At 72.8% G+C, this 23239-nt stretch carries 19 protein-coding genes and 1 riboswitch; of the genes, 7 read left to right on the top strand and 12 right to left on the bottom strand.

The window, feature by feature from the left end; all coding sequences use genetic code 11:
• Positions 1–25: 25 nt before the first annotated feature.
• Positions 26–877 carry a sulfurtransferase gene (locus ACIBJF_RS13860; protein ID WP_399173923.1) on the bottom strand — a complete coding sequence of 284 codons (852 nt, stop codon included), beginning with the start codon at positions 875–877 and terminating at the stop codon, positions 26–28.
• A 320-nt stretch (positions 878–1197) separates the two neighbouring features.
• On the opposite strand from ACIBJF_RS13860, the gene ACIBJF_RS13855 reads away from it, so the two are divergent.
• On the top strand, positions 1198–1989 hold the full coding sequence (locus ACIBJF_RS13855) for a VOC family protein (protein ID WP_399173922.1): 792 nt from the start codon (positions 1198–1200) through the stop codon (positions 1987–1989).
• Between the two features lie 99 nt (positions 1990–2088).
• On the opposite strand, the gene ACIBJF_RS13850 is transcribed toward ACIBJF_RS13855, so the two are convergent.
• The 5 genes from ACIBJF_RS13850 to ACIBJF_RS13830 are packed head-to-tail and all read right to left on the bottom strand — an operon-like array spanning position 2089 to position 7840.
• Entirely contained in the window at positions 2089–2739 is a 651-nt protein-coding gene (locus ACIBJF_RS13850; RefSeq protein ID WP_351805963.1) for a thymidine kinase, read from the bottom strand.
• Positions 2740–2782: 43 nt separating this feature from the next.
• A complete protein-coding gene (locus tag ACIBJF_RS13845) occupies positions 2783–3973 on the bottom strand; it encodes an alkaline phosphatase family protein (RefSeq protein WP_399173921.1) in 1191 nt (396 codons plus the stop codon).
• Positions 3973–4560, bottom strand: coding sequence for a DUF5998 family protein (locus ACIBJF_RS13840; protein WP_351805959.1), 588 nt, complete (start codon positions 4558–4560; stop codon positions 3973–3975). The genes ACIBJF_RS13845 and ACIBJF_RS13840 overlap by 1 nt, the downstream gene beginning before the upstream one ends.
• Positions 4561–4570: 10 nt before the next feature.
• A complete protein-coding gene (locus tag ACIBJF_RS13835) occupies positions 4571–4984 on the bottom strand; it encodes a hypothetical protein (protein ID WP_399173920.1) in 414 nt (137 codons plus the stop codon).
• Between the two features lie 18 nt (positions 4985–5002).
• A complete protein-coding gene (locus tag ACIBJF_RS13830; protein ID WP_399173919.1) occupies positions 5003–7840 on the bottom strand; it encodes a GNAT family N-acetyltransferase in 2838 nt (945 codons plus the stop codon).
• Positions 7841–8018: 178 nt separating this feature from the next.
• Here ACIBJF_RS13830 and ACIBJF_RS13825 point away from each other — a divergent pair, with 178 nt between their 5' ends.
• On the top strand, positions 8019–8300 hold the full coding sequence (locus tag ACIBJF_RS13825; RefSeq protein WP_053655224.1) for an HPr family phosphocarrier protein: 282 nt from the start codon (positions 8019–8021) through the stop codon (positions 8298–8300).
• Between the two features lie 144 nt (positions 8301–8444).
• On the opposite strand, the gene ACIBJF_RS13820 is transcribed toward ACIBJF_RS13825, so the two are convergent.
• The 4 genes from ACIBJF_RS13820 to ACIBJF_RS13805 all read right to left on the bottom strand — a co-directional run bounded on the left by ACIBJF_RS13820 (position 8445) and on the right by ACIBJF_RS13805 (position 13291).
• Positions 8445–9131: a GntR family transcriptional regulator gene (locus ACIBJF_RS13820; protein WP_399173918.1), complete on the bottom strand. Its 687-nt coding sequence runs from the start codon at positions 9129–9131 to the stop codon at positions 8445–8447.
• A 199-nt stretch (positions 9132–9330) separates the two neighbouring features.
• Positions 9331–10077 carry a M23 family metallopeptidase gene (locus ACIBJF_RS13815; RefSeq protein ID WP_399173917.1) on the bottom strand — a complete coding sequence of 249 codons (747 nt, stop codon included), beginning with the start codon at positions 10075–10077 and terminating at the stop codon, positions 9331–9333.
• Positions 10078–10089: 12 nt separating this feature from the next.
• Positions 10090–10252: riboswitch (cyclic di-AMP (ydaO/yuaA leader) on the bottom strand.
• Between the two features lie 250 nt (positions 10253–10502).
• Positions 10503–11891 carry a M16 family metallopeptidase gene (locus tag ACIBJF_RS13810; protein ID WP_399173916.1) on the bottom strand — a complete coding sequence of 463 codons (1389 nt, stop codon included), beginning with the start codon at positions 11889–11891 and terminating at the stop codon, positions 10503–10505.
• Positions 11888–13291 (bottom strand): M16 family metallopeptidase, encoded by a 1404-nt coding sequence (locus tag ACIBJF_RS13805; RefSeq protein ID WP_399173915.1) that lies wholly within the window; start codon positions 13289–13291, stop codon positions 11888–11890. The genes ACIBJF_RS13810 and ACIBJF_RS13805 overlap by 4 nt, the downstream gene beginning before the upstream one ends.
• A gap of 307 nt (positions 13292–13598) precedes the next feature.
• Between ACIBJF_RS13805 and ACIBJF_RS13800 the strand changes: the two genes are divergently transcribed.
• Entirely contained in the window at positions 13599–16058 is a 2460-nt protein-coding gene (locus ACIBJF_RS13800) for a DNA topoisomerase (ATP-hydrolyzing) subunit A (protein WP_399173914.1), read from the top strand.
• On the opposite strand, the gene ACIBJF_RS13795 is transcribed toward ACIBJF_RS13800, so the two are convergent.
• Together ACIBJF_RS13795 and ACIBJF_RS13790 are read right to left on the bottom strand one after the other, a co-directional pair.
• On the bottom strand, positions 16055–17128 hold the full coding sequence (locus ACIBJF_RS13795; RefSeq protein WP_399173913.1) for a CobW family GTP-binding protein: 1074 nt from the start codon (positions 17126–17128) through the stop codon (positions 16055–16057). The two genes, ACIBJF_RS13800 and ACIBJF_RS13795, sit on opposite strands and share 4 nt — an antisense overlap.
• A gap of 81 nt (positions 17129–17209) precedes the next feature.
• Positions 17210–18376 (bottom strand): citrate synthase, encoded by a 1167-nt coding sequence (locus tag ACIBJF_RS13790; protein WP_399173912.1) that lies wholly within the window; start codon positions 18374–18376, stop codon positions 17210–17212.
• Between the two features lie 113 nt (positions 18377–18489).
• Here ACIBJF_RS13790 and ACIBJF_RS13785 point away from each other — a divergent pair, with 113 nt between their 5' ends.
• The 4 genes from ACIBJF_RS13785 (at position 18490) to ACIBJF_RS13770 (ending at position 23236) form a co-directional block, all read left to right on the top strand.
• A complete protein-coding gene (locus ACIBJF_RS13785; RefSeq protein ID WP_399173911.1) occupies positions 18490–19779 on the top strand; it encodes a citrate synthase in 1290 nt (429 codons plus the stop codon).
• Positions 19780–19833: 54 nt separating this feature from the next.
• Positions 19834–20775 (top strand): sucrase ferredoxin, encoded by a 942-nt coding sequence (locus tag ACIBJF_RS13780; protein ID WP_399173910.1) that lies wholly within the window; start codon positions 19834–19836, stop codon positions 20773–20775.
• A 104-nt stretch (positions 20776–20879) separates the two neighbouring features.
• Positions 20880–22559 (top strand): ATP-binding protein, encoded by a 1680-nt coding sequence (locus tag ACIBJF_RS13775; RefSeq protein ID WP_399173909.1) that lies wholly within the window; start codon positions 20880–20882, stop codon positions 22557–22559.
• The gene (locus ACIBJF_RS13770; RefSeq protein WP_399173908.1) at positions 22556–23236 is read left to right on the top strand and encodes a response regulator; all 681 of its coding nucleotides are present in this window, start codon (positions 22556–22558) and stop codon (positions 23234–23236) included. The genes ACIBJF_RS13775 and ACIBJF_RS13770 overlap by 4 nt, the downstream gene beginning before the upstream one ends.
• The last annotated feature ends 3 nt before the right edge of the window (positions 23237–23239 follow it).

Genomic DNA, 23239 nt, shown 5'->3' with positions numbered 1-23239 from the left:
CGCGTGCCGCGCTGCCCGGCTGCCGCTACTGCGGATCCGCGCCCACCGCCACCGGCCGGGACGGGTCCGAGGACCACTCCGACCAGGAACCGACGTACAGGGCCGCCGGGATGCCGGCCACCGCGAGCGCGAGGACCTCGTGCGCGGCGGAGACGCCCGAACCGCAGTACACGCCCACCTCAGCGTCCGAGGAGACGCCCAGGGCCTTGAAGCGGTCCCGCAGCTCCGCCGCGGGCAGGAAGCGGCCGTCGGGGCCCACGTTCTCCGTCGTCGGCGCCGACACCGCGCCCGGGATGTGCCCGCCGACCCGGTCGATCGGCTCCACCTCGCCGCGGTACCGCTCCCCCGCCCGCGCGTCCAGCAGCACGCCCGCGCGGGCCAGGGCCGCCGCGGCATCCGCGTCCAGCAGACCCGATGCGTCCGGCGCCGGTCGGAAGTCGCCCTCGGCCACGGCCGGCACCTCGGTGGACAGCTCCCCCTGCCAGGACGGCAATCCGCCGTCGAGAACCCGCACGTCCGGGTGACCCGTCCAGCGCAGCAGCCACCAGGCGCGCGCGGCCGCCCAGCCCTGGCCGCCGTCGTACACGACGACCGGCCGGCCGGCCGACACGCCCGCGCGGCGCATCACGGCGCCGAACTCCGCGAGGTCCGGCAGCGGATGCCGGCCCCTCTTGCCGGGCTCTCCGGCCAGTTCCCGGTCCAGGTCGACGAAGACCGCGCCCGGGATGTGCCCGGCCGCGTACTCGGCCCGCCCGTCGAAGGCCGGCGCGCCCGCCGCCTTCGCCACGCTCAGCTGCCAGCGCACGTCCAGCAGCACCGGAGGGCGGTCTCCGGCGAGCTCATGTGCGAGATCGGATGCGGTGATGATGGCTGTCATGGCGCCATGCATACGCCAGGGGTGGCCGCGGCGTCCAGGTCCGGCTACTCTGCTCGGCCGGACAGGCTCGATCACGCGGCGTATGGGATCGAGCACGTGCTGTAGAGCCGGCCGACATCCGCCGGCCATCGTCAGGAAGCGGCGAAGACGGCAGACCGGGCATCCTCCCGGAGGTGTCGCCGAGCGTCGGCGCGGTAAGTCCCGTCGCGGCGTGGAGGATGCGGGCACCGGCACGGGCGTACCCGCTGCCGGCGTGGGAGACCCCTTCCGGGGAGCGGAAGCGACATGGCCACCGCGAGGGGCCGGGGAGAGAGTGATCGATGACCGAGGCACGGGAGCCGGCCGGCCCGCACGCGCGGCGTGCGCCCGGCACGCCCTGCTGGGTGAGCCTGATGGCGCACGGACTGGCCGCCACCGAGGAGTTCTACGGCGAGCTGTTCGGCTGGGAGTTCCGGCCGGGCCCGCAGCAGCTCGGCCCGTACGTGCGGGCGCTGCTCGACGGGCGCGAGGTGGCGGGCATGGGACAGCTGCCGCCGGACCGGCGGCTGCCGATCGCCTGGACGCCGTACCTCGCCTCGGACGACGTGGACCAGACGGCCGACACGGTGCGGGAGTGCGGCGGCACCGTGGCGGTCGGGCCGCTGGACGCCGCCGAGGCCGGACGGATGGCCATCGCCTCGGACCCCTCCGGGGCGGTGTTCGGCATCTGGCAGGGCTCCGCGCATCTCGGCACCACGCTCACGGGAGTGCCCGGCACGCCCTCGTGGAACGAGCTGGTGACCTTCGAGACCGAGAGCGTCTCCAAGTTCTACGCGACCGTGTTCGGTTACGAGCGGGAGCCGGTGGTCTCCGCCGACTTCGACTACGTGACCCTCCATCTCGCGGGCCGCCCGGTGGCCGGACTGCACGGCGTGGGCCATGGCCTGCCCCGCGACCGCGGACCGCACTGGCAGACGTACTTCGAGGTCGCCGACGCCGACGCGACGGTACGGCAGGTGGCGGACCTCGGCGGCCGCGTCATCAGACAGCCGCAGAACAGCCCGCACGGACGGGTGGCGACGGTGGCGGACCCGGAGGGCGCTGAGTTCTCGGTGATCGAGAGCCCGCGCTGAGCACCCCGGGGAGGGTCAGGGCCCGCACAGGGCCTTCGGGGCGGGACCAGCGCCCGCAGTGGGCCTTCGGGCGGGATCAGCCGGTCTTCCGCGTCGGAGTCAGCTGGACGAGACCGGCAGGACGTCCGGGGACAGGGCCGCCGCGCGGGCCGTCGCGGCGGTCATCCGGCGGCGGTGGTGGCGCCGGCACAACACTTCGTAGCCGATCTCGCCGGCCGCCTGGTTGACGTCGCCGACGACCACCTGGGCGCCCTCCACCACCATCTCGCCGCCTATCGTGCGGGCGTTGTGCGTGGCCCGGGCGCCGCACCAGCACAGCGCCTCCACCTGGAGCACCTCGATGCGGTCGGCCAGCTCCACCAGCCGCTGCGAGCCGGGGAAGAGCTTGGAGCGGAAGTCGGTGGTGATCCCGAAGGCGTACACGTCCAGGCCGAGATCGTCCACCACGCGCGCGAGCTGGTCGATCTGCTCGGGCGCGAGGAACTGCGCCTCGTCCGCGATCACGTAGTCGGCCCGGCGGCCCTGCGAGAGGTGGTCCACGAGGGAGGCGTACAGGTCCTGGTCGTCGGCGACCTCCACCGCGTCGGTGACCAGGCCGAGCCGGGAGGACAGCTTGCCCTCGCCCGCGCGGTCGTTCCGGGTGAAGATCATGCCGACGAGACCGCGCGCGGAGCGGTTGTGCTCGATCTGCAGAGCCAGCGTCGACTTCCCGCAGTCCATCGTTCCGGAGAAGAACACCAGCTCGGGCATGAGGAGTTGAGCACCTTTCGGCGAGTAGTCACAGGGGGGAGCGTCAGGAGCGTACTTCGAGCAGCGGGATCAGCTGCTCGGCGGGCGTCATCGAACCGTGGTTGCCGACCAGCGACGACTCCTTCGGCTCCCGCTCCGACGCGATGATCAGGACGTCGTCGTGCGCGGCCGCGACCACGTCCCCGAGCCGTGGGTACACCCGCTCGTCGACGTGCGGCCCGAACCAGCCCGCGGTGATCGCCTCGTCCCGCGAGGCCACCCAGAACTGCTCGCCGAGCACCTCGCGCCACACGGTCAGCACGTCGTTCTCGGCGCCCGGCACCGCGTACACGTGCCGCGCCCGGCCCTCGCCGCCCAGCAGGGCGACCCCGGCGCGCAGCTCCCAGTCGGTGTCGAAGTCGATGCGGTGCTCGTCGTCGAACGGGACGTCGACCATGCCGTGGTCGGCGGTGACGTAGAGCGCGCTGCGCGGCGGCAGTTGCTCGGCGAGGCGCTGGGCGAGCCGGTCGACGTACATCAGCTGGCCGCGCCAGGTGTCGGAGGCGACGCCGTAGCGGTGTCCGGCGCCGTCCAGCTCGGAGTAGTACGTGTAGACCAGCGAGCGGTCCCCGGCGGCCAGTTGCTCGGCCGCGAGGTCCATGCGCTCCTCGCCGCTGAGCCGTCCGTGGAAGCTGCCGCCGCTGAGCGCGATCTTGGTGAGCGGGGTGTGCTCGAAGATGGGCGAGGTCACCTGGGCGGCGTGCACCCCGGCTGCCTGGGCCAGCTGGAAGACGGTGGGGTACGGCTGCCAGGCGCGCGGATCGGTGTACGGCTGCCAGCGGAGCTGGTTCATCAGCTCGCCGGTGTCCGGGTTGCGCACGGCGTAGCCGGGCAGGCCGTGGACGCCGGGCGGCAGGCCGGTGCCGACGGAGGCGAGGGAGACGGCGGTGGTCGCCGGGTAGCCGGCGGTGAGCGGACGGCCGGTGCCGCCGCGCGAGGTGCCGAGCAGCGAGGTCAGGAAGGGCGCCTCGTCGGCGTGCGCCCGCAGCTGCTCCCAGCCGAGCCCGTCTATCAGCAGGACACAGACCCGGTCCGCCGCGGTCAGCTCGGGAATCGTGGCGGTCAGCCCGGGGACGCCCAGACCGGCGGCCAGGGTGGGCAGCAGATCGGCGAGGGAGCCGGTGCCGTACTCGGGCAGCGGCGCGGTGTGCAGGGCGAGCGGTTCCGGGTAGTCCCAGGCGGAGAGCTGGGACATCAGCGGGCGATGTCCGCGGTCGCCTCCGAGATGGCCTGAGCGAAGGCGAGCGCCTGGCGCACCGTCTCCGGGCCGTCCCCGGCCTCGCTGACGCGCAGGCTGAGGTCGTCCGCCGTGGAGCTGCCCGTGTAGCCGTGGTCGGCGTCGCAGTTGGGGTCGCCGCAGGCGGCGGGCTCCAGGTCGATGCGGCTGACCGCGCCCCAGCCGATGGTCAGCACGACCTCGCGGGGCAGGGTGCCCGGCGTGTACTGCTCGGGATTGGCGACCACCCGGCTGACCACGACCGACGAAATCCGGCCGAGCTTCACGGACTCGGTGGAGGTGGTGGCGTACGGGGTCGGGGAGGTGCTGTCGGCGGCCTGCTCGTCGGTGTGGCTGACGATGAAGCGGTTGCCGGTGAGAACGAGCACGGTCACATGCCGCCGCACCTCGTTCTGGTCGAACGTCGTCTCCTGGTGGACCAGGTACGACTGGATGGGCTCGCCGCCCACAGCGGCCTCCACCGCCTCGGCCACGAGGGCCGGGTAGTAGCCGCTGCGCTCGATCGCCGCGCGCAGCCCCTGGGTCGTCGTACTGGTCTTGGCCATGGCGTCCATCCTAATCCGTGGGCAAGGGGGGTCCGGGCCAGTCGCGAAGACCGGGGGCGACCTGGGCACGCACGCGTGAGCGCCGTACGACGAGCCCCGGCAGGACGTCCAGCCCCTCCGCGGCGATCAGGCAGGAGACGGGATCGGGTCCACCGCCGTCCGCCTCGAACGCGACCACGACGGGCGGTGTTTCGCCCAGCGCGCGCCGCAGCCGTGCCCCCTCCTCGGCGGTGGGCTCACGGAAGACGGGGTCCTGGAAGGCGGAGAGGCACGAGACGAAGCCGGGGGCGGTGAAGACGATCTCCAGGCCGTGGTGAGAGGGGAGGTCGTACCCGGCGGCCGGCCGCAGCTGCCCGCCGTCCCAGACGATCACTTCCCAGTCCCACCAGCTGCCCTCCGGCAGCCGCCGGCCGGCGATCTCCATGCGGTCCCCCCTCCCCGGTCAGTAGGCCGGCATCGTGCGCGGGCCGAGGTCGTCGCGGGCGGGCGGGGGCGCGAGCCGTACCGTGGCGCCGAGGACGCTCACGCCGTGCGGGGCGACGACGACCGGTTCGAGGGTGACGGCGACCACCTCCGGGTGATCGTCGACCAGCCGGGACACCCGCAGCAGCAGCTCCTCCAGCGCCGGGGTGTCGACGGGTGTGGAGCCGCGCCAGCCGAAGAGCAGCGGTGCCGTACGGATCGACCGCACCAGCGAGGTCGCCTCCCGGTCGGTGACCGGGACGAGCCGGTGCGCCATGTCCCCGAGCAGCTGGGAGGCGGCCCCGGCGAGCCCGAAGGACAGCACGGCGCCGGCCGCCGGGTCGATCACGGCCCGTACGACGGTGTCGACGCCGCGCGGTGCCATGCCCTGCACCACCGGGCGCAGTTCCTCCGGCTTGCCGAACAGCTCGGTCAACTCGGCGTACGCCCGGCGCAGTTGCTCCTCGTCCGCGAGGTCGAGGCGTACGCCGCCCAGATCGGCGCGGTGCCTGAGGTGCGGGGCGGTGGCCTTGAGGGCGACGGGGTAGCCGAGAGTGCGGGCGGCTTCGGCGGCGGTGTCGGGGGTGGGCGCGGGCAGCGCGCGCCGCACGGGGATGCCGTACTTGCCGAGCAGCTCGCAGGTCTCCGCGTCGGAGATGGTGAGCCCTTCCCCCCGCGCGAGCAGCTCGCCGATCAGCCGCGCGGCCCCCTTCTCGTCGATGTCGTCGTACTCGGGCACCTTCCCGGGATCGGCCGCCTCCCGCCGCCACTGCCCGTACCTGACGGCTTCGGCCAACGCCCGCACCGCACGTTCGGCGGCGGGGTAGGCGGGGATGAGGTGCGTGCCCTCCGGAGGGCTGGCCGCCTCCGCCATCGCGGTGGGCGGTCGATCCGCGGGGCGATGGGCACCGCCCTCGGTGCCGGGTGCCTTTTCCACGGCCGCGGGTGCGGTACTGGCCGCAGCCGACAACGCCTCCGCGAGCCCCCCGAGCTCCACGTGCACCACCAGCACCGGCTTCCCCGGAACGGCAGCCGCGGCGGACCGCAACGCCTCGGCCAGCTCCGCGTCCCCCGGCGACGCTTCCCCGATCGCGGGGATCGCCGTCACCACGACGGAGTCGCACGTCTCGTCGGCCAGCGCGGCGCCCAGCGCCCGATGGAAGTCCTGCGCCGTCGCCCCGGTCGTCAGGTCCCGCGGACGCGAAGGCCGCAGGCCCTCCGCCAGACACCGGTCGTACGTCAGCACGCCCAGCGACTCGGAGTTCCCCAGGATCGCCACCCTCGGCCCCGCCGGCAGCGGCTGCCGGGCGAGCAGCAGTCCGGCGTCCACCAGCTCGGTGATCGTGTCGACCCGGATCACCCCGGCCTGCCGCAGCAACGCGGAGACGGTGGCGTGCGGCAGCCGGGTGGCGCGGACCGCGTGCCCCGGCGGCGCGGAACCGTCCCCCTGCACCACGACCAGCGGCTTCGCCGCCGCCGTCCGGCGCGCGAGGCGGGTGAACTTGCGGGGGTTGCCGATGGACTCCAGGTACATGAGGGCGACGTCGGTCTCGGGGTCGTCGTACCAGTACTGGAGGACGTCGTTGCCGGAGACGTCCGCGCGGTTGCCGGCGGAGACGAAGGTGGACACGCCGGTGACCCCCGTGACCCCTCCCCCGCGCCGGTGCAGCCGGGACAGCAGGGCGATGCCGATGGCCCCCGACTGGGCGAACATCCCGATGCGGCCGGGGCGGGGCATCTCCGGGGCGAGCGACGCGTTCAGCCGGACGTCGGGCGCGGTGTTGATGATCCCGAAGGCGTTCGGGCCGATGATCCGCATGCCGTAGGCGCGTGCCTGCCGCACGAGGGCCCGCTGCCGCTCGCGCCCCTCGGGCCCGCTCTCGGCGTACCCGGCGGAGAGCACGACGAGCCCCTGCACTCCCTGCTCTCCGCACTCGGCGACCACGGCGGGCACGTGCTCGGCCGGCACGGCGACCACGGCGAGGTCCACCGGACCGCCGATGTCGCTCACGCACCGGTACGCCGGCACCCCGTCGACCTCTCCGAGGTCCTCCGGGAAGGCCTTGTTCACGGCGTGCAGCAGGCCGCCGTAGCCGGCGTCCCGGATGTTGCCGAGGACGCTGCGGCCGACGCCGCCGGGGGCGCGGCCGACACCGACGACCGCCACCGAGCCGGGCATGAGCAGCCGCCGTACCGAACGGGCCTCGGCGCGCTGCTCGCGCGCCCGCTGCACGGCGAGGGAGCGGTCGGTGGGTTCGAGATCGAACTCCAGGCGGACGACGCCGTCCTCGAAGCTGCGCTTCTGGGTGTAGCCGGCGTCCGTGAACACCTTGATCATCTTGGTGTTGGCCGGCAGCACCTCGGCGGCGAAGCGGCGGATGCCGCGCTCGCGGGCGACGGCCGCGATGTGCTCCAGCAGGGCGGAGGCGACGCCGCGGCCCTGGTGGGCGTCCTGCACCAGGAAGGCGACCTCGGCCTCGTCGGCGGGCGCGGTGGCGGGCATGCCGTCGGCGCCGATGCGGTCATAGCGTACGGTGGCGATGAACTCGCCGCCGATGGTGGCCGCGAGTCCCACCCGGTCCACAAAGTCGTGGTGCGTGAAGCGGTGGACGTCCTTGGCGGAGAGCCTGGGGTACGGCGCGAAGAAGCGGTAGTACTTCGACTCGTCCGAGACCTGCTCGTAGAAGCTGACCAGGCGGTCGGCGTCATCAACGGTGATGGGCCTGATGCGCGCGGTGCCACCGTCGCGCAGCACCACGTCCGCCTCCCAGTGGGCGGGGTACTGGTGCCGGTCCTGCCGGTCCGCCGAGGTCTGCATGGGCCCCAGAGTACGGCTCGCGTCCGACAAGGGCGCGGGGCAGTCTGTGGAGGACGGAAGCCGGAACCGAGGCCGCGGTTTCGGCGCCACACCGGGGCGGACGAAGGTCCGCTCCGGGCACGCTTCGCGATATGGGAAACTGGTCTAGACAACCCTGAAGACTGAAGGGCAGCAACACATGGCTGAGCGCCGCGTCAACGTCGGCTGGGCCGAGGGCCTCCACGCCCGCCCCGCCTCCATCTTCGTCCGAGCCGCCACGGCCGCAGGCGTCCCGGTGACGATCGCCAAGGCTGACGGCAACCCCGTCAACGCGGCCTCCATGCTGGCCGTCCTGGGCCTGGGCGCCCAGGGCGGCGAAGAGATCGTGCTGGCCTCCGACGCCGAGGGCGCGGACGTCGCCCTGGACCGTCTGGCCAAGCTGGTCGCCGAGGGCCTCGAGGAACTGCCCGAGACGGTCTGAACGGCAGCACGCTGATACGCCGGAGCCGCGTCGCCTTTTCGGGCGGCGCGGCTCTGTGTTTCCGGGCTCATTGCGCGCACACCGGAATCAGGGCAGCGAAATACAGCGCAGCCGAATTACTCTTCTTTGTATACGGCGTCCGTGTTAATGCCGGAGGCCCGACATGTTTACGGCGTGTTGCGAAGTCCTCACACGCTCGCCGGCCCCGGAAAAACGCAGGCGGTGCACGGCCGTCGCACGCTCGGTGTGCAGCGCCGTGAGCGCCCGCGCACGCTCGCCGTCGCCGCGCGCCACCGCGTCGACGATGGCGCCGTGTTCCGCCCAGTAGTCCACCGGGCTCGGCGGCGCCTCCACCGCGTACATCCAGGCGATCTTGTGCCGCAGCTGGATGAGCATCGCGGTCAGCGAGGGGCTGCCGCAGGCCTGGGCGAGCGTCTCGTGGAACCAGCCGCCCAGCGAGCGCAGATCCTCGCTGTGTCCCCGCCTGGCCCGCTCCTGGCCCAGCCTGACCAGGCCGCGCAGCACCTTCAGATGGGCCTCGGTGCGCCGCTGGGCGGCCCGGGCGGCCCCGAGCGGCTCCATCAGCAGGCGCATCTCCAGCAGGTCGGCGGCCTCCTGCTCGGTCGGCTCGGCCACGCACGCGCCCGCGTGCCGGCGGGTCACCACGAAGCCCTCGGCCTCCAGGGTGCGCAGGGCCTCGCGGACGGGGACGCGCGAGACGCCGTAGCGGCGGGCGAGGACTTCCTCGGTCAGCCGGCCGCCGCGCTCGTAGACACCCGCGACGATGTCGTCCCGGATGGCCGTGCACACCGAGTGCGCCGGAATACGCATGACCGACCTCCGCCTTAATCCCCGTGAAACGTCGACGATGGACGCGTGTTCCGTGACTCTATTCCAATGAGCCGGAATTTCCGACGGCGGGTCGGAATCCATGGATATTTTTTGGTCAGCGGGCCGGGGCGCGGCCGTGAAAGAACGACGAAAGCCCCGGCTCGGTGAGCCGGGGCTTCGCATGCCGCGCGAGGGGGCGTCAGACGTTCACGCCGTGCTTGCGGAGGTAGGCGACGGGGTCGACGTCCGAGCCGTAGTCGGGGGTCGTACGGGCCTCGAAGTGCAGGTGCGGGCCGGTGGTGTTGCCGGTCGCGCCGGACAGGCCGATCTGCAGGCCCGGGGTGACCCGCTGGCCCACCGAGACGCCGATGGACGACAGGTGGCCGTACTGGGTGTACATGCCGTCGGCCATCCTGATCACGATCTGGTTGCCGTACGCGCCGCCCCAGCCGGTGGAGACGACGGTGCCGGCGCCGACCGCGTGCACGGGGGTGCCGCTCGCCGCGTGGAAGTCGATGCCGGTGTGCGAGCCAGAGGACCACAGGGAGCTGCTGGCCCGGTAGCCGGTGGAGACGTAGGAGTTCGCGATCGGGGCGACGAAGGTGTTCATCAGGCGCTTGCGCTCGGCCTCCCGGGCGGCGCGGGCCCTGGCCTCGCGCTCCTCCTTCGCCTTCTTGGCGGCGGCCTCCTCGGCCGCCTTCTGCTCGGCGGCCTGCCGCTGCGCGGTGGCCTGCGCGTCGATGTGCTCGGCCACGTCGTCGCTCAGGGTGAGGACCGGTGTGAGGCCGGTCTGCTCCACGGTGTTCTCGGCGGCGAGTGCCGGGGAGGCGGCGAGGGTGCCGATGACACCGGTGGTGGTGAGGGCCGCGATGCCCGCCGCCTGAGCGGTGGTGCGCTTGACCCGGCCGGGCTTGCGGTGCTTCCCGGTGGCGCACATGAACGCCATGGAGTGGCTGGTCCTTTCCTTCCCTCTCGCCTACCGGGTTAGCTGACGGGTTCGGAGCAGGAAGGTCTCCTACGGGCCCCTCGCGACTCGCGCGGGCGCCCGATTCACCCCAGGGACTGCGTGGGTCCCCGGCTCCCCTGGCTCGCGCCGTACGGGGACTCGGCGATGACTGTCCGGTGCCGCGGGTGCGGCGCACTGCCTACCGACGAACAGCCTGGGCGACGCTACGTAAGCCTGCTTTCGAACCCCAAACCGATCCGGGCTTTTGTAGCGCATCCCACAGGGCAGACAGGCAACCTCCGCCTCAAATCGGGCATCTGGGGTAGGGCTGGGAAACGGCAGGGGCCCTGACGGTCCGTAGACCGTCAGGGCCCCACGCGCGCGTGCGGCCTCCCGGGCGCACCCGGCCGCTGCGACGGCGCGCTCTACTCGGCCGCCACCACGGTCACTTCACCGATGCCGAGCGCCTCCACCGGCGCCTTGATCTGGGAGGCGTCACCGACGAGGACGGTCACCAGGCGGTCCACCGGGAAGGCGTTCACGACGGCCGCCGTGGCCTCCACCGTGCCCGTCGCGGCCAGCTGCTGATACAGCGTCGCCTGGAAGTCGTCGGGCAGGTGCTGCTCGACCTGGTCGGCCAGCGTGCTCGCCACGGCCGCCGCGGTCTCGTACTTCAGCGGCGCCACCCCGACGAGGTTCTGCACGGCCACGTCCCGCTCGGCGTCGGTCAGGCCGTCCGCCGCGAGGGTGCGCAGCACCTTCCACAGGTCCTCCAGCGCCGGACCGGTGTTGGGGGTGTCCACGGAACCGCTGATGGCGAGCATCGACGCGCCCGTGCCGTCCGGCGCGGACCTGAGGACCTGGCCGAACGCGCGCACACCGTAGGTGTAGCCCTTCTCCTCGCGCAGGACCCGGTCCAGGCGGGAGGTGAGCGTGCCGCCGAGGCAGTAGGTGCCGAGCACCTGGGCGGGCCACACGCGGTCGTGCCGGTCGGGGCCGACGCGGCCGATGAGCAGCTGCGTCTGCACGGCGCCGGGCCGGTCCACGATGACCACGCGCCCGGTGTCGTCGGCGGTCACCGGCGGCACGGGCCGCGGCTCGCCCGCGGTGCCGGTCCAGGCGCCCAGCGTGTCGCCGAGCAGCGCGTCCAGGTCGACGCCGGTGAGGTCGCCGACCACGACCGCGGTGGCCGTGGCGGGGCGTACATGCCGGCCGTAGAAGGCGCGTACGGCGTCGGCGTCGATCTTCTCGACCGTCTCCTCGGTGCCCTGGCGGGGGCGCGACATGCGCGAGACCAGCGGGAACAGCTCCTTGGAGAGCTCCTTGGCGGCCCGGCGGGAAGGGTTGGCCAGCTCGTGCGGGATCTCGTCCAGGCGGTTGCGGACCAGCCGCTCCACCTCGCTGTCGGCGAAGGCGGGCGCGCGCAGCGCGTCGGCGAGCAGGCCGAGGCCCTTGGCCAGGCGGGAGGCCGGGACCTCCAGGCTGAGCCGCACGCCGGGGTGGTCGGCGTGCGAGTCCAGTGTGGCGCCCGCGCGCTCCAGCTCGGCTGCGAACTCCTCGGCGGAGTGCTTGTCGGTGCCCTCGGAGAAGGCCCGCGCCATGATCGTGGCGACGCCGTCCAGGCCGGCCGGCTCGGCGTCCAGGGGCGCGTCCAGCAGCACCTCGACGGCGACGACCTGCTGGCCGGGGCGGTGGCAGCGCAGCACCGTCAGACCGTTGTCGAGCGCGGTGCGCTCGGGGGCCGGGAACGCCCAGGGCCTGGCTTCGCCGGCCTGCGGCTGGGGATGGAAGTCCATGGTGGCGAGCTCGGTCACTTGGCCGTCTCCTCGTTCTCGTTGTGGTCGGCGCCCGCCTCTACGGTGGCCTCCTGCTCCGGGTCCTCGGGGACGTCGGCGTCCGGTGCCTGCTCCGGGGACTTCGGCTCGTAGACCAGGACCGCGCGGTTGTCGGGGCGCAGGCGGCCCTTGGCGACCTCCTGGACCTCCTCCGCGGTCACCTCGAGGACGCGCTTGACGGCGGTGAGGGCGAGCTGCGGGTCGCCGAACAGGACGGCGTAGCGGCACAGTTCGTCGGCGCGGCCGGCGACCGTGCCCAGCCGGTCCAGCCACTCGCGCTCCAGCTGGGCCTGGGCCCGCTCCATCTCCTCGGGCGTGGGGCCCTCCTCGGCGAACCGGGCCAGCTCCTCGTCGATGGCGGTCTCGATGACCGGCACCTCGACGTCACCGGAGGCCTTCACGTCCAGCCAGCCCATGGAGGGAGCGCCGGCCAGGCGCAGCAGGCCGAAGCCGGCCGCGACGGCCGTACGGTCGCGGCGCACCAGCCGGTTGTACAGGCGGGAGGACTCGCCGCCGCCGAGGATGGTCAGGGCGAGGTCGGCGGCGTCGCACGCGCGCGTGCCGTCGTGCGGCAGCCGGTAGGCGGCCATCAGAGCGCGTGCCGGGACCTCCTCGACGACGACCTCGCGCTTCTGCTCGCCGATGACGTCCGGCAGGGAGCCCTCGCGGGGCGCGGGCTTGCCGTCGTGGGACGGGATCGACCCGAAGTACTTCTCGATCCAGGCGAGGGTCTGCTTGGGGTCAATGTCGCCGACCACGGAGAGCACCGCGTTGTTGGGCGCGTAGTAGGTGCGGAAGAACCGGCGGGCGTCCTCCAGGGTGGCCGCGTCCAGGTCCGCCATCGAGCCGATCGGCGTGTGGTGGTAGGGATGGCCCTCCGGGTACGACAGGGCGGTCAGCCTCTCGAAGGCGGTGCCGTAGGGCACGTTGTCGTAGCGCTGGCGGCGCTCGTTCTTGACGACGTCCCGCTGGTTCTCCATGGACTCGTCGTCCAGGGCGGCCAGCAGCGAGCCCATGCGGTCGGCCTCCAGCCAGAGGGCGAGCTCCAGCTGGTGCGCGGGCATGGTCTCGAAGTAATTGGTGCGCTCGAAGCTGGTCGTGCCGTTGAGCGAGCCGCCGGCGCCCTGTACGAGCTCGAAGTGACCGTTGCCCTTGACCTGCGCCGAGCCCTGGAACATCAGGTGCTCGAAAAGGTGGGCCAGGCCGGTGCGCCCCTTGACCTCGTGGCGGGAGCCGACGTCGTACCAGAGGCAGACCGCCGCCACCGGGGTCAGGTGGTCCTCGGAGAGCACCACGCGCAGACCGTTGGCCAGGCGGTGCTCGGTCGCTGCCAGGCCCCCGGAGCCTGCCTCGGCTGTGGTCGTGTGACCCATGGGCATGTACATCCCTTCGCGAGCGGAGGCGGTTGTGAAAACCGCGGTTTTCCTGCCGTTCCTGCCACTGTATGCAAACCGTGCGGGGCCTCGGCGAAGTTCCGGCGGGACGTACGCCCACAGCGGATCCCGTACCCTGCGACTCGCGTGCCCGCAGGACGGCCGGCGGGCACTGTGCGGTGCCGGTCCGGTGTGCCTTGCGGTGCCGGGCGGACCGTGGAAGACCGGGCCATGGCCCGGGTTGTCAGTGCCGCGGTCCACAATGGTCCGCGTCAGATCCATCAAACGCTTCAGTAGCAAGGAGCCGGCAGCGATGGCCCGCCGCAGCACGAAGACCCCGCCGCCCGACGATTCGTTCGAGGAGAGAATCCTCGACATCGACGTCGTGGACGAGATGCGTGGCTCCTATCTCGAGTACGCGTACTCGGTCATCTACTCGCGCGCCCTGCCGGACGCCCGTGACGGCCTCAAGCCGGTGCACCGCCGGATCGTGTACCAGATGAACGAGATGGGCCTGCGCCCCGACCGCGGCTATGTGAAGTGCGCGCGCGTCGTCGGCGAGGTCATGGGCAAGCTGCACCCGCACGGCGACGCGTCGATCTACGACGCCCTGGTGCGCATGGCCCAGCCGTTCTCCATGCGCGTGCCGCTGGTCGACGGCCACGGCAACTTCGGCTCGCTGGGCAACGACGACCCGCCGGCCGCCATGCGGTACACCGAGTGCCGGCAGGCCGAGGCGACGAGCCTGATGACCGAGTCGATCGACGAGGACACGGTCGACTTCGCGCCGAACTACGACGGCCAGGAGCGGGAGCCGGTGGCGCTGCCCGCCGCCTTCCCGAACCTGCTGGTCAACGGCTCCTCGGGCATCGCGGTCGGCATGGCGACGAACATGCCGCCGCACAACCTGCGCGAGGTCGTCGCCGCCGCCCGCCACCTGATCAGGCACCCGAACGCGGACCTGGACGCGCTGATGAAGCACGTCCCGGGCCCGGACCTGCCCACCGGCGGCCGGATCGTCGGCCTGGACGGCATCCGGGACGCGTACGCGACGGGCCGCGGCACCTTCAAGATGCGCGCGACGGTCTCGATCGAGACGGTGACCGCCCGCCGCAAGGGCCTGGTCGTCACCGAACTGCCCTTCACGGTCGGCCCCGAGAAGGTCATCGCGAAGATCAAGGACCTGGTCAACGGCAAGAAGGTCCAGGGCATCGCCGACGTCAAGGACCTCACCGACCGTGAGCACGGCCTGCGCCTGGTCATCGAGATCAAGAACGGCTTCGTGCCGGAGGCGATCCTGGAGCAGCTGTACAAGCTGACCCCGATGGAGGAGTCCTTCGGCATCAACAACGTCGCGCTGGTGGACGGCCAGCCGCTCACGCTGGGCCTGAAGGAGCTGCTGGAGGTCTATCTCGACCACCGCTTCGACGTGGTCCGCCGCCGCAGCGAGTTCCGGCGCGGCAAGAGGCGCGACCGGCTGCACCTGGTCGAGGGTCTGCTGACCGCGCTGGTCGACATCGACGAGGTCATCCGGCTGATCCGGTCCAGTGAGAACTCCGCGCAGGCCAAGGAGCACCTGATGCGGCGCTTCTCGCTGAGCGAGGTCCAGACGCAGTACATCCTCGACACGCCGCTGCGCCGCCTCACCAAGTACGACCGCATCGAGCTGGAGGCGGAGAAGGACAGGCTCACCGCGGAGATCGCGGAGCTGACCCGGATCCTGGAGTCCGACGCGGAGCTGCGCAAGCTGGTATCGGCCGAACTGGCCGCCGTGTCCAAGAAGTTCGGCACCGACCGGCGTACGGTCCTGCTGGAGTCCGCGGGCGCCCCGGTGGCCACGGTGCCGCTGCAGGTCGCCGACGACCCGTGCCGGGTGCTGCTGTCCTCCACGGGCCTGCTGGCCCGTACGGCGACCGCCGAGCCGTTCCCGGAGCAGGAGGGTGCCAAGCGCGTCAAGCACGACGTGATCGTCTCCGCGGTCCCGGCGACCGCGCGCGGCGAGATCGGAGCGGTGACCTCGGCGGGCCGGCTGCTGCGGATCAACGTGGTCGACCTGCCCCAGCTGCCGGAGACGGCGGCCGCGCCGAACCTCTCCGGAGGCGCGCCGATGGCGGAGTTCGTCTCCCTGGAGGACGACGAGACGGTGGTCTGCCTGACCACGCTGGACGAGTCGTCCCCGGGCCTGGCGCTCGGCACCGAGCAGGGGGTCGTCAAGCGCGTGGTGTCCGACTACCCGTCCAACAAGGACGAGTTGGAGGTCATCACGCTGAAGGAGGGCGACCGGATCGTCGGCGCGGTGGAGCTGCGCACCGGCGAGGAGGACCTGGTCTTCATCACCGACGACGCCCAGCTGCTGCGCTTCCAGGCGTCCATCGTGCGTCCGCAGGGCCGCCCGGCCGGCGGTATGGCGGGCATCAAGCTCTCCGAGGGCGCGAAGGTCATCTCCTTCACGGCGGTCGACCCGGCTGCCGACGCGGTGGTGTTCACGGTCGCGGGCTCGCGCGGCACGCTGGACGACTCGGTGCAGACGACCGCCAAGCTGACCCCGTTCGACCAGTACCCGCGCAAGGGCCGGGCCACGGGCGGCGTGCGCTGCCAGCGGTTCCTGAAGGGCGAGGACTGCCTGTCGCTGGCCTGGGCGGGCGTGGTTCCCGCGCTCGCGGCACAGAAGAACGGCACCCCGGCGGACCTGCCGGAGCTGGACCCGCGCCGGGACGGTTCGGGCACGTCGCTGCCGAAGACGGTGGCGGTGGTCGCGGGACCGGTGCTCTAGGCGGGCGGATCCTCCAGGTCCGTCTCGTGCGGGCCCGGTACGTAGCGCAGGACGCCCCACATGCCGTGTTCGTCGGCGTGTGGGGCGTCGTTCCGGCACCCCTTGAGCTCCTGGCCGAGGGCCTCGGTGTCGATGCCGGAGCCGATCAGCACGAGCTGGGTGAGACGGTCGCCGGCGGCGCCCCAGGGCTCCGGGTAGAAGCGCAGGAACCGGCCGACGGCGTGCACGGCGTACCGGTTGAGGGTGTCGTACGGCCCGAAGTCGACGTACCCCTTGATCCGGTACAGCCCCTGGGGGCGGCTGTCGAGGAACCGCATGAGCCGACGGGGTTCCAGGGGGACCTCGGAGGTGAAGGACAGGCTGTCGTAGCCGGTGTGCAGATGACCGGCGTGCTCATCGCCCCCGGTGTGCTCGTGGAGGTCGTCGAAGGACAGCTGCCCGATGCGCTCCTCGCTCGGCTTGCAGTCGAAGAGGAACTCGGGGTCGATACGGCCGTAGGTGGCGGGGACGACGGCGGCGCGGTCGGTGAGCGCGCGGACGAGGTCCAGCACCCGGTCGGCGTCGTCCGCGCGGTCGAGCTTGTTGACGACGACGAGGTCGGCGAGGCCCAGATGCCGGTCGATCTCGGGATGCTTCGCGCGCGTGTCGTCGAACTCGGCAGCGTCCGCGACCTCCACCAGGCCGCCGTAGACGACCCTCGGGTGCTCGCTGGCCAGCACCATGCGCACGAGTTCCTGCGGCTCGGCGAGCCCGCTGGCCTCGATGACGATCACGTCGATGCCGGTGCCGGGGTCGGCGAGCCGGTCCAGGTAGAGGTCGAGCTCGCTCGCGTCGACGGCACAGCACAGGCAGCCGTTGCCGAGCGAGACGGTCGAGTCGCCGAGGGCTCCCGCGACGGCCATGGCGTCGATCTCGATGGCCCCGAAGTCGTTGACGATCGCCCCGATCCGGCTGCCTCCGCTGCGGTGCAGCAGGTGGTTGAGGAGCGTGGTCTTCCCGGAGCCGAGGAAACCGGCGAGCACGACGACCGGGATCTGCTGCGGGCTACGGCTTGTGTCCGGGCTGTTCACCGGGCTGTTCCCCAAGGGGCGACCTCTCTCGTGCGGACCGACTGCCGGTCCAGGATAGGAGGGGCCCCTGCGGCGGGTGTGTCAGCCGGCGGCCGGCACCGCGACCGGCGGTGTCGGCCCCACGTACCGCGCGACCGGACGGATGATCTTCGAGTCGGCCGCCTGTTCCAGGATGTTGGCGCTCCAGCCCACCACGCGCGCCGCGGCGAAGGTGGGGGTGAACATCTCGCGGGGCAGTCCGCAGAGTTCCATGAGCACGCCGGCGTAGAACTCGACGTTGGTGTGGAGTTCGCGGCCGGGCTTCAGCTCGGCGAGGATCGCCTCGACCCGGCGTTCGACCTCCACCGCGAAGTCCACGCGCGGACCGCCGAAGCTCTGGGCGATCTCCCGCAGCATCCGCGAACGGGGGTCCTCCGTGCGGTAGACGGCGTGTCCGAAGCCCATGATCCGGTCGCCGGCGAGCACCCGCTCGCGGATCCAGGGGTCGATACGGTCCGGCGTGCCGATGGCGTCCAGGGTGTCCAGGGCCCGGCTGGGCGCGCCTCCGTGCAGCGGCCCGGACAGGGCGCCCACGGCTCCGGTCAGGCAAGCGGCCACGTCGGCTCCGGTGGAGGCGATGACGCGGGCCGTGAAGGTTGATGCATTGAATCCATGATCAATGGTTGAGATCAAGTATTGCTCCACCGCACGCGCCCGCCGCGGCTCGGGCTCCTCACCCGTGAGCATGTACAGGTAGTTGGCCGCGTACGGCAGGTCCTCGCGCGGCTCGACGGGGTCGAGGCCCTCCCCCAGTCGGTACAGCGCGGTGAGCAGTGTGGGTACGGCCGCGCAGACGGCCAGGGTGTCGGCGCGGCGCCGGTCGGCGTCTATGTCGTACACCGGTCGCAGTCCCCGCGCCGAGCCCAGCAGGGACAGAGCCGTGCGCAGCCCGGACAGCGGGCCGGAGACGCGGCTCGCCGCGGCGATCGCGGGCAGCACCGCGCGGACCTCCTCGGGCAGCCGCCGCAGCGCCGCGGTCTCGGCGGTGAAGGCGGCGCGGCGCTCCGCATCGGGGAGCGTGCCGTGGACCAGGAGATGCCAGACGTCCTCGAAGCCGCGGGTCCGCGCGAGTTCGACGGCCGAGTACTGGCGGTAGTGGTAGAAGCCCTCCCGCCCCCGGACGTCACCGATCTCGGTCTCGGTGACGACGACGCCGGCGAGTCCGCGCGGTGCGTCGATGAGCGGGGTCGCGGTCCTGTCGATGGTCATGGTTCTCCTCCCTGGACTTGATCCGACTGTCCATGCTTGACTATTTGCTTGTCAATATTGATTCGATCAACTCAATCTGCTCAACATGTGCAGAGGCGGCTACGGTGACCCCCATGCGCGATCACGAACCCGCTCCCGGCCGTCCGGGGCGCAGGCTGACCACCAAGGAGACCGCCGAACTGCTCGGCGTGAAGCCGGAGACGGTGTACGCGTACGTGAGCCGCGGCCTGCTCAGCAGCAGGCGCGAGCCCGGCGGCCGTGCCAGCACCTTCGAGGCGAAGGAGGTCGAGGCCCTCGCCCGGCGCCACCGCCGCGAGGCGGCCGGCACCCCGGGCTCCGGCGGGGACCTGTCCGTCCGCACCCGCATCACGCTGATCGAGCGGGACCGGTACTACTTCCGGGGCGTGGACGCCGTCGAGCTGGCGCTCCGTCACTCCTACGAGGAGGTCGCGGAGTGGCTGTGGACCGGCCGGCTCACCCCGGGCGCGACCCTCTCCGCACCCCGCCCCACCGTCGAGGTCGCGCGCCGCGCGGTGAACGCGCTGTCCGAGCACGCCTCCCCCACCGACCGGCTGCGCGTGGCGGCCGTCGCCGCGGCGGCCGAGGACCCGCTGCGCTTCGACCTGTCCGAGGACGCCGTGCTGAACACCGCGCGGATCCTGATCCCCACGCTCGTCGACGCGCTGCCGCCGGTCCGGCGCGACCACAAGGACGACGGCCCGCTCGCCCAGCGACTCTGGGGCCGGCTGACCGGCCGCCCCGCCGACGAGGCTTCCCTGCGCGTCCTGGACACCGCCCTCGCCCTCCTCGCCGACCACGATCTGGCCGCCTCCACGCTCGCGGTCCGGGTCGCCGCATCGGCCCGCGCGCACGCCTACGCGGCCGTCTCGGCCGGGCTCGGCGTCCTGGAGGGCCCACTGCACGGCGCCGCGAGCGGCACCGCCCACCGCATGCTGCTCGACGTGCTCGACCAGGGCACGGCGGTCCCGGTGATCGCCGACGAACTGCGCGCGGGCCGCCGGGTCCCGGGGCTCGGCCACCGGCTGTACACCGGCGAGGACCCGCGCGCGAGCGTGCTCTTCAGCCTGCTGGAACAGGTCCCGCGCGCGGAGTCCGCCCTGCTCGCCGCCCGGGACGTCGTCGCCACGACCGCCCGGCACACCCCGCTGCACGCCAACGTCGACCTGGCCCTGGCGGTGTTCACCGCGTCCAGCGGCATGCCCGCCACCGCCGGCGAGACGATCTTCGCCGTCGCCCGGACGGCGGGCTGGATCGCACACGCCCTGGAGGAGTACGGCGAGCGCCCGCTGCGCATGCGCCCGGTGGGCCAGTACGTCGGCCCGCGGCCTCCGCAGCCGCTGCCGCTGCCGGAGCAGGTCGGTCCCGAAACCCTCACGGAGTAGGACACAACCACGGCCGGAAGTCGCCCCGGGGAGAGTCAGGTTAGGCTCACCTCTGTGAGTACGTGTGCGACCGTCTCCCGGAGCCTCGACGAGCCCGTCTCCGGTACGGCGGCCACGGCGACGACGTGGCTGCTGCTGGAACAGCCCGGCCCGTGGGGCGCCAAGGCGCTCACTTCGAGCCACCTGGACCCGGCGGTGGGGCGGGCGCTGGAGGCGGCCGCCGAGGAAACCGGCGTACGCGTCGCGCTCATCCGGCGCCCCGGGCGCCACGCCGACCCCGGCACGCCCGCCGTCCGGCAGGTGTACGCCGCCCACACCGTGCCCGGCCGCGTGTGGCTGCACGGCGCCACGACCCGCGATCCGCGCCGCCTGCTCGACCTCGACTTCGCCGCCCTCGGAGCGGGTGACCACCACTCCTACGGCACCGCGCTCGGCGGGCGCCCGTACCGCGGCGACCCGCTCGCGCTCGTGTGCACCAACGGCAAGCGCGACCGCTGCTGCGCCCTCCTGGGCCGTCCCCTCGCCGCCGAACTGTGCGCCTCCGGGGTGCGCGGCGTCTGGGAGGTCACCCATCTGGGTGGACATCGCTTCTCGCCGACCGTGCTCGTCCTGCCGTACGGCTACGCCTACGGCCGCGCCGAGGCGCACACCATCAAGGAGGCGCTGCACGGCGCGCAGGAGGGGCGCGTGGTGGTCGAGGGGTGTCGCGGCTGCTCCGCCTGGGAACGACCCGGTCAGGCGGCCGAGCTGGCCGTCCGGTCGGTGGCGGGCGAGTACCGGGCGGGGCTGCTGAGTGTCGTACGGACCGACGGCGCGGCCCCGCGCTGGGAGGTCACCGTCGGGCACGCCGACGGCCGCCGCTGGCGGGTGACCGTGGCGCAGGGTGCGGCGCTGCCGCCCCGTCCGGAGAGCTGCGGTGCGGCGGTGCTCGGCACTCCGGCCCGGATGGACGTCGTGTCCGTGCGCGAGCTGAGGCCGACGGCGCTGGCGAGCTGAGCGAGTCGCTCCTCGCAGCGGCGACCGCCTCGTTCAAGACCTGGTCAAGAGATCCCCACCACACCCCCTGGGGCGGGCGTGCCCATCCACGTACCTTCGTGGGTATGAGCCCCACTGCCCCCGCACGCCGTCTGCGCCTCGGTCTGCCGCGGCGGGTGTTCTCGCAGGTGCTGCTGATGCAGGTGGCGATCGCCGCGGGGGTCGCGGTGCTCGCGACCGGGCTGTTCCTGGCGCCGCTGAGCAAGCAGCTGGACCAGGAGGCGGAGCGTCGTGCGCTGTCCATCGCGCAGACGACGGCGCAGGACCCGCAGATCGCCGAGGGCGTCCTGAGCACCCCGCCGACCGCTGACGGTCCGGTGCAGCGGGAGGCCGAGCGGGTCCGGAGGGCCACGCACGCCGAGTACATCGTGGTGATGGACCAGCGGGGCGTGCGCTGGTCGCACACCACGCCCTCGGAGATCGGCCGGCACGTCTCCACCGACCCCACCGACGCTCTGGGCGGCAAGGAGGTCATGGAGATCGACAAGGGCACCCTGGGCCGCTCGGCGCGCGGCAAGGTGCCGCTGTACGACACGCATCACCGGATCATCGGGGCGGTCTCGGTCGGTATCGCCTACGACAGCGTGCGGGCGCGGCTGATCAGCGCGATCCCGGGCCTGTTCGCGTACGCCGGCGGCGCTCTCGCGGTGGGCGCGCTGGCCGCCTGGCTGATCTCCCGGCGGGTCCAGCGGCAGACCCGGGACCTGGCCTTCTCCGACATCTCGGCGCTGCTCGCGGAGCGCGAGGCGATGCTGCACGGCATCCGGGAGGGCGTGGTCGCCCTCGACCGCGGCGGTCGTATCCGCCTGCTCAACGACGAGGCGCGGCGGCTGCTCGGCATCGGCGACGAGGCGGTCGGGCGGACCCCGGACGAGGCGCTCGGCGCGGGCCGTACGACGGACGTGCTGGCCGGCCGGGTGACCGGCACCGATCTGCTCACCGTGCGCGGCCAGCGCGTGCTGGTCGCCAACCGTATGCCCACCGGCGACGGCGGCGCCGTGGCCACCCTGCGCGACCGCACCGAACTGGAGCAGCTGGGGCGGGAACTCGACTCCACGCGCGGGCTGATCGACGCCCTGCGCGCCCAGGACCACGAGCACGCCAACCGCATGCACACCCTGCTCGGACTGCTGGAACTGGAGATGTACGACGACGCCGTGGAGTTCGTCGGCGAGGTGGTCGGCGACCACCGGGCCACCGCCGAGCAGGTCACCGAGAAGATCCAGGATCCCCTGCTCGCCGCGCTGCTGGTCGGCAAGGCGACCGTCGCCGCCGAGCGCGGAGTCGCGCTGTGGGTGTCCGAGCACACCAGGCTGCCCGACCGGCTCATCGATCCGCGGGGTCTGGTCACGGTCGTGGGCAACCTGGTGGACAACGCCCTCGACGCGGTCGCCGGCACACTGCACGCGCGCGTGGAGGTCGAGTTGCGCACCGAGGGCCGTACGGTCGTCCTCAGGGTGCGGGACACGGGCCCCGGGATCCCGGCGGACCAGCGGGAGCTGATCTTCACGGAGGGGTGGTCCACCAAGAAGCCGCCCGCGCACGGCAAACGGGGCCTCGGGCTCTCGCTGGTGAGCCGGCTCGCCCAACGGCAGGGCGGAAGCGCGACGGTGGGCGAGGCGGCGGGCGGCGGCGCGGAGTTCACCGTGGTCCTGCCGGAGGCGCTGACCGAGCCGGAGCTTCGACCCGCGGTGCTGGAGAAGTCCCTCGAGCCCGCTGCCGTCACCGAGGAGGAGACCCGATGATCGAGGTCCTGGTCGTGGACGACGACGCCCGCGTCGCCCGGGTCAACGCCGCGTACGTGGAGAAGGTGCCGGGTTTCCATGTGGCCGGCGAGGCACACAGCGCCGCCGAGGCGCTGCGGCAGGTGGAGACGCTGCCCCGGCTGGACCTGGTCCTCATGGACCACTACCTGCCCGACGACACCGGTCTCGCGGTCGTCCGGGAGATGCGCCGGCGCGGCCATCAGGCCGATGTGATCATGGTGACGGCGGCGCGGGACGTGTCGACCGTCCAGGCCGCGATGCGGCAGGGGGCGCTGCAGTACCTGGTGAAACCGTTCGCCTTCGCCGGTCTGCGCGCCAAGCTGGAGGCGTACGCACAGCTGCGGCGCACGCTGGACGGCGGCGGCGAGGCCGAACAGGCGGAGGTGGACCGCATCTTCGGCGCCCTCTCCGCGCCGTCGGAGCCCGGGCTGCCCAAGGGGCACTCCCCCACGACGGCCGAGCTGGTGCGCCAGGCGCTGATGAACGCCGAGGGTCCGCTGTCCGCCCAGGAGATCGCCGAGCGGACGGGGGTCAGCCGGCAGACGGCCCAGCGGTATCTGAAGCTCCTGGAGCGCACCGGGCGGGCGCGGCTGACCCTCAAGTACGGCGACGCGGGCCGCCCCGAACACCGTTACGTGTGGGCGACCCGCGTCTGAGCG

The organism is Streptomyces sp. NPDC050743 (genome assembly GCF_044456925.1).
Lineage (GTDB): Bacteria > Actinomycetota > Actinomycetes > Streptomycetales > Streptomycetaceae > Streptomyces.
Note: the sequence above shows the minus strand (reverse complement) of the source record. Positions and strands in the feature narration are given on the sequence as shown.

Excerpts from the sequence above, each read along its gene's own strand:
- ACIBJF_RS13850 (WP_351805963.1), bottom strand. The coding sequence starts at position 2,739 with ATGCCCGAGCTGGTGTTCTTCTCCGGAACGATGGACTGCGGGAAGTCG.
- ACIBJF_RS13835 (WP_399173920.1), bottom strand. The coding sequence starts at position 4,984 with ATGGAGATCGCCGGCCGGCGGCTGCCGGAGGGCAGCTGGTGGGACTGG.
- ACIBJF_RS13855 (WP_399173922.1), top strand. The coding sequence starts at position 1,198 with ATGACCGAGGCACGGGAGCCGGCCGGCCCGCACGCGCGGCGTGCGCCC.
- ACIBJF_RS13840 (WP_351805959.1), bottom strand. The coding sequence starts at position 4,560 with ATGGCCAAGACCAGTACGACGACCCAGGGGCTGCGCGCGGCGATCGAG.
- ACIBJF_RS13775 (WP_399173909.1), top strand. The coding sequence starts at position 20,880 with ATGAGCCCCACTGCCCCCGCACGCCGTCTGCGCCTCGGTCTGCCGCGG.
- ACIBJF_RS13820 (WP_399173918.1), bottom strand. The coding sequence starts at position 9,131 with ATGCGTATTCCGGCGCACTCGGTGTGCACGGCCATCCGGGACGACATC.
- ACIBJF_RS13800 (WP_399173914.1), top strand. The coding sequence starts at position 13,599 with ATGGCCCGCCGCAGCACGAAGACCCCGCCGCCCGACGATTCGTTCGAG.
- ACIBJF_RS13790 (WP_399173912.1), bottom strand. The coding sequence starts at position 18,376 with ATGACCATCGACAGGACCGCGACCCCGCTCATCGACGCACCGCGCGGA.
- ACIBJF_RS13830 (WP_399173919.1), bottom strand. The coding sequence starts at position 7,840 with ATGCAGACCTCGGCGGACCGGCAGGACCGGCACCAGTACCCCGCCCAC.
- ACIBJF_RS13860 (WP_399173923.1), bottom strand. The coding sequence starts at position 877 with ATGACAGCCATCATCACCGCATCCGATCTCGCACATGAGCTCGCCGGA.
- ACIBJF_RS13805 (WP_399173915.1), bottom strand. The coding sequence starts at position 13,291 with ATGCCCATGGGTCACACGACCACAGCCGAGGCAGGCTCCGGGGGCCTG.
- ACIBJF_RS13770 (WP_399173908.1), top strand. The coding sequence starts at position 22,556 with ATGATCGAGGTCCTGGTCGTGGACGACGACGCCCGCGTCGCCCGGGTC.
- ACIBJF_RS13845 (WP_399173921.1), bottom strand. The coding sequence starts at position 3,973 with ATGTCCCAGCTCTCCGCCTGGGACTACCCGGAACCGCTCGCCCTGCAC.
- ACIBJF_RS13815 (WP_399173917.1), bottom strand. The coding sequence starts at position 10,077 with ATGGCGTTCATGTGCGCCACCGGGAAGCACCGCAAGCCCGGCCGGGTC.
- ACIBJF_RS13785 (WP_399173911.1), top strand. The coding sequence starts at position 18,490 with ATGCGCGATCACGAACCCGCTCCCGGCCGTCCGGGGCGCAGGCTGACC.
- ACIBJF_RS13825 (WP_053655224.1), top strand. The coding sequence starts at position 8,019 with ATGGCTGAGCGCCGCGTCAACGTCGGCTGGGCCGAGGGCCTCCACGCC.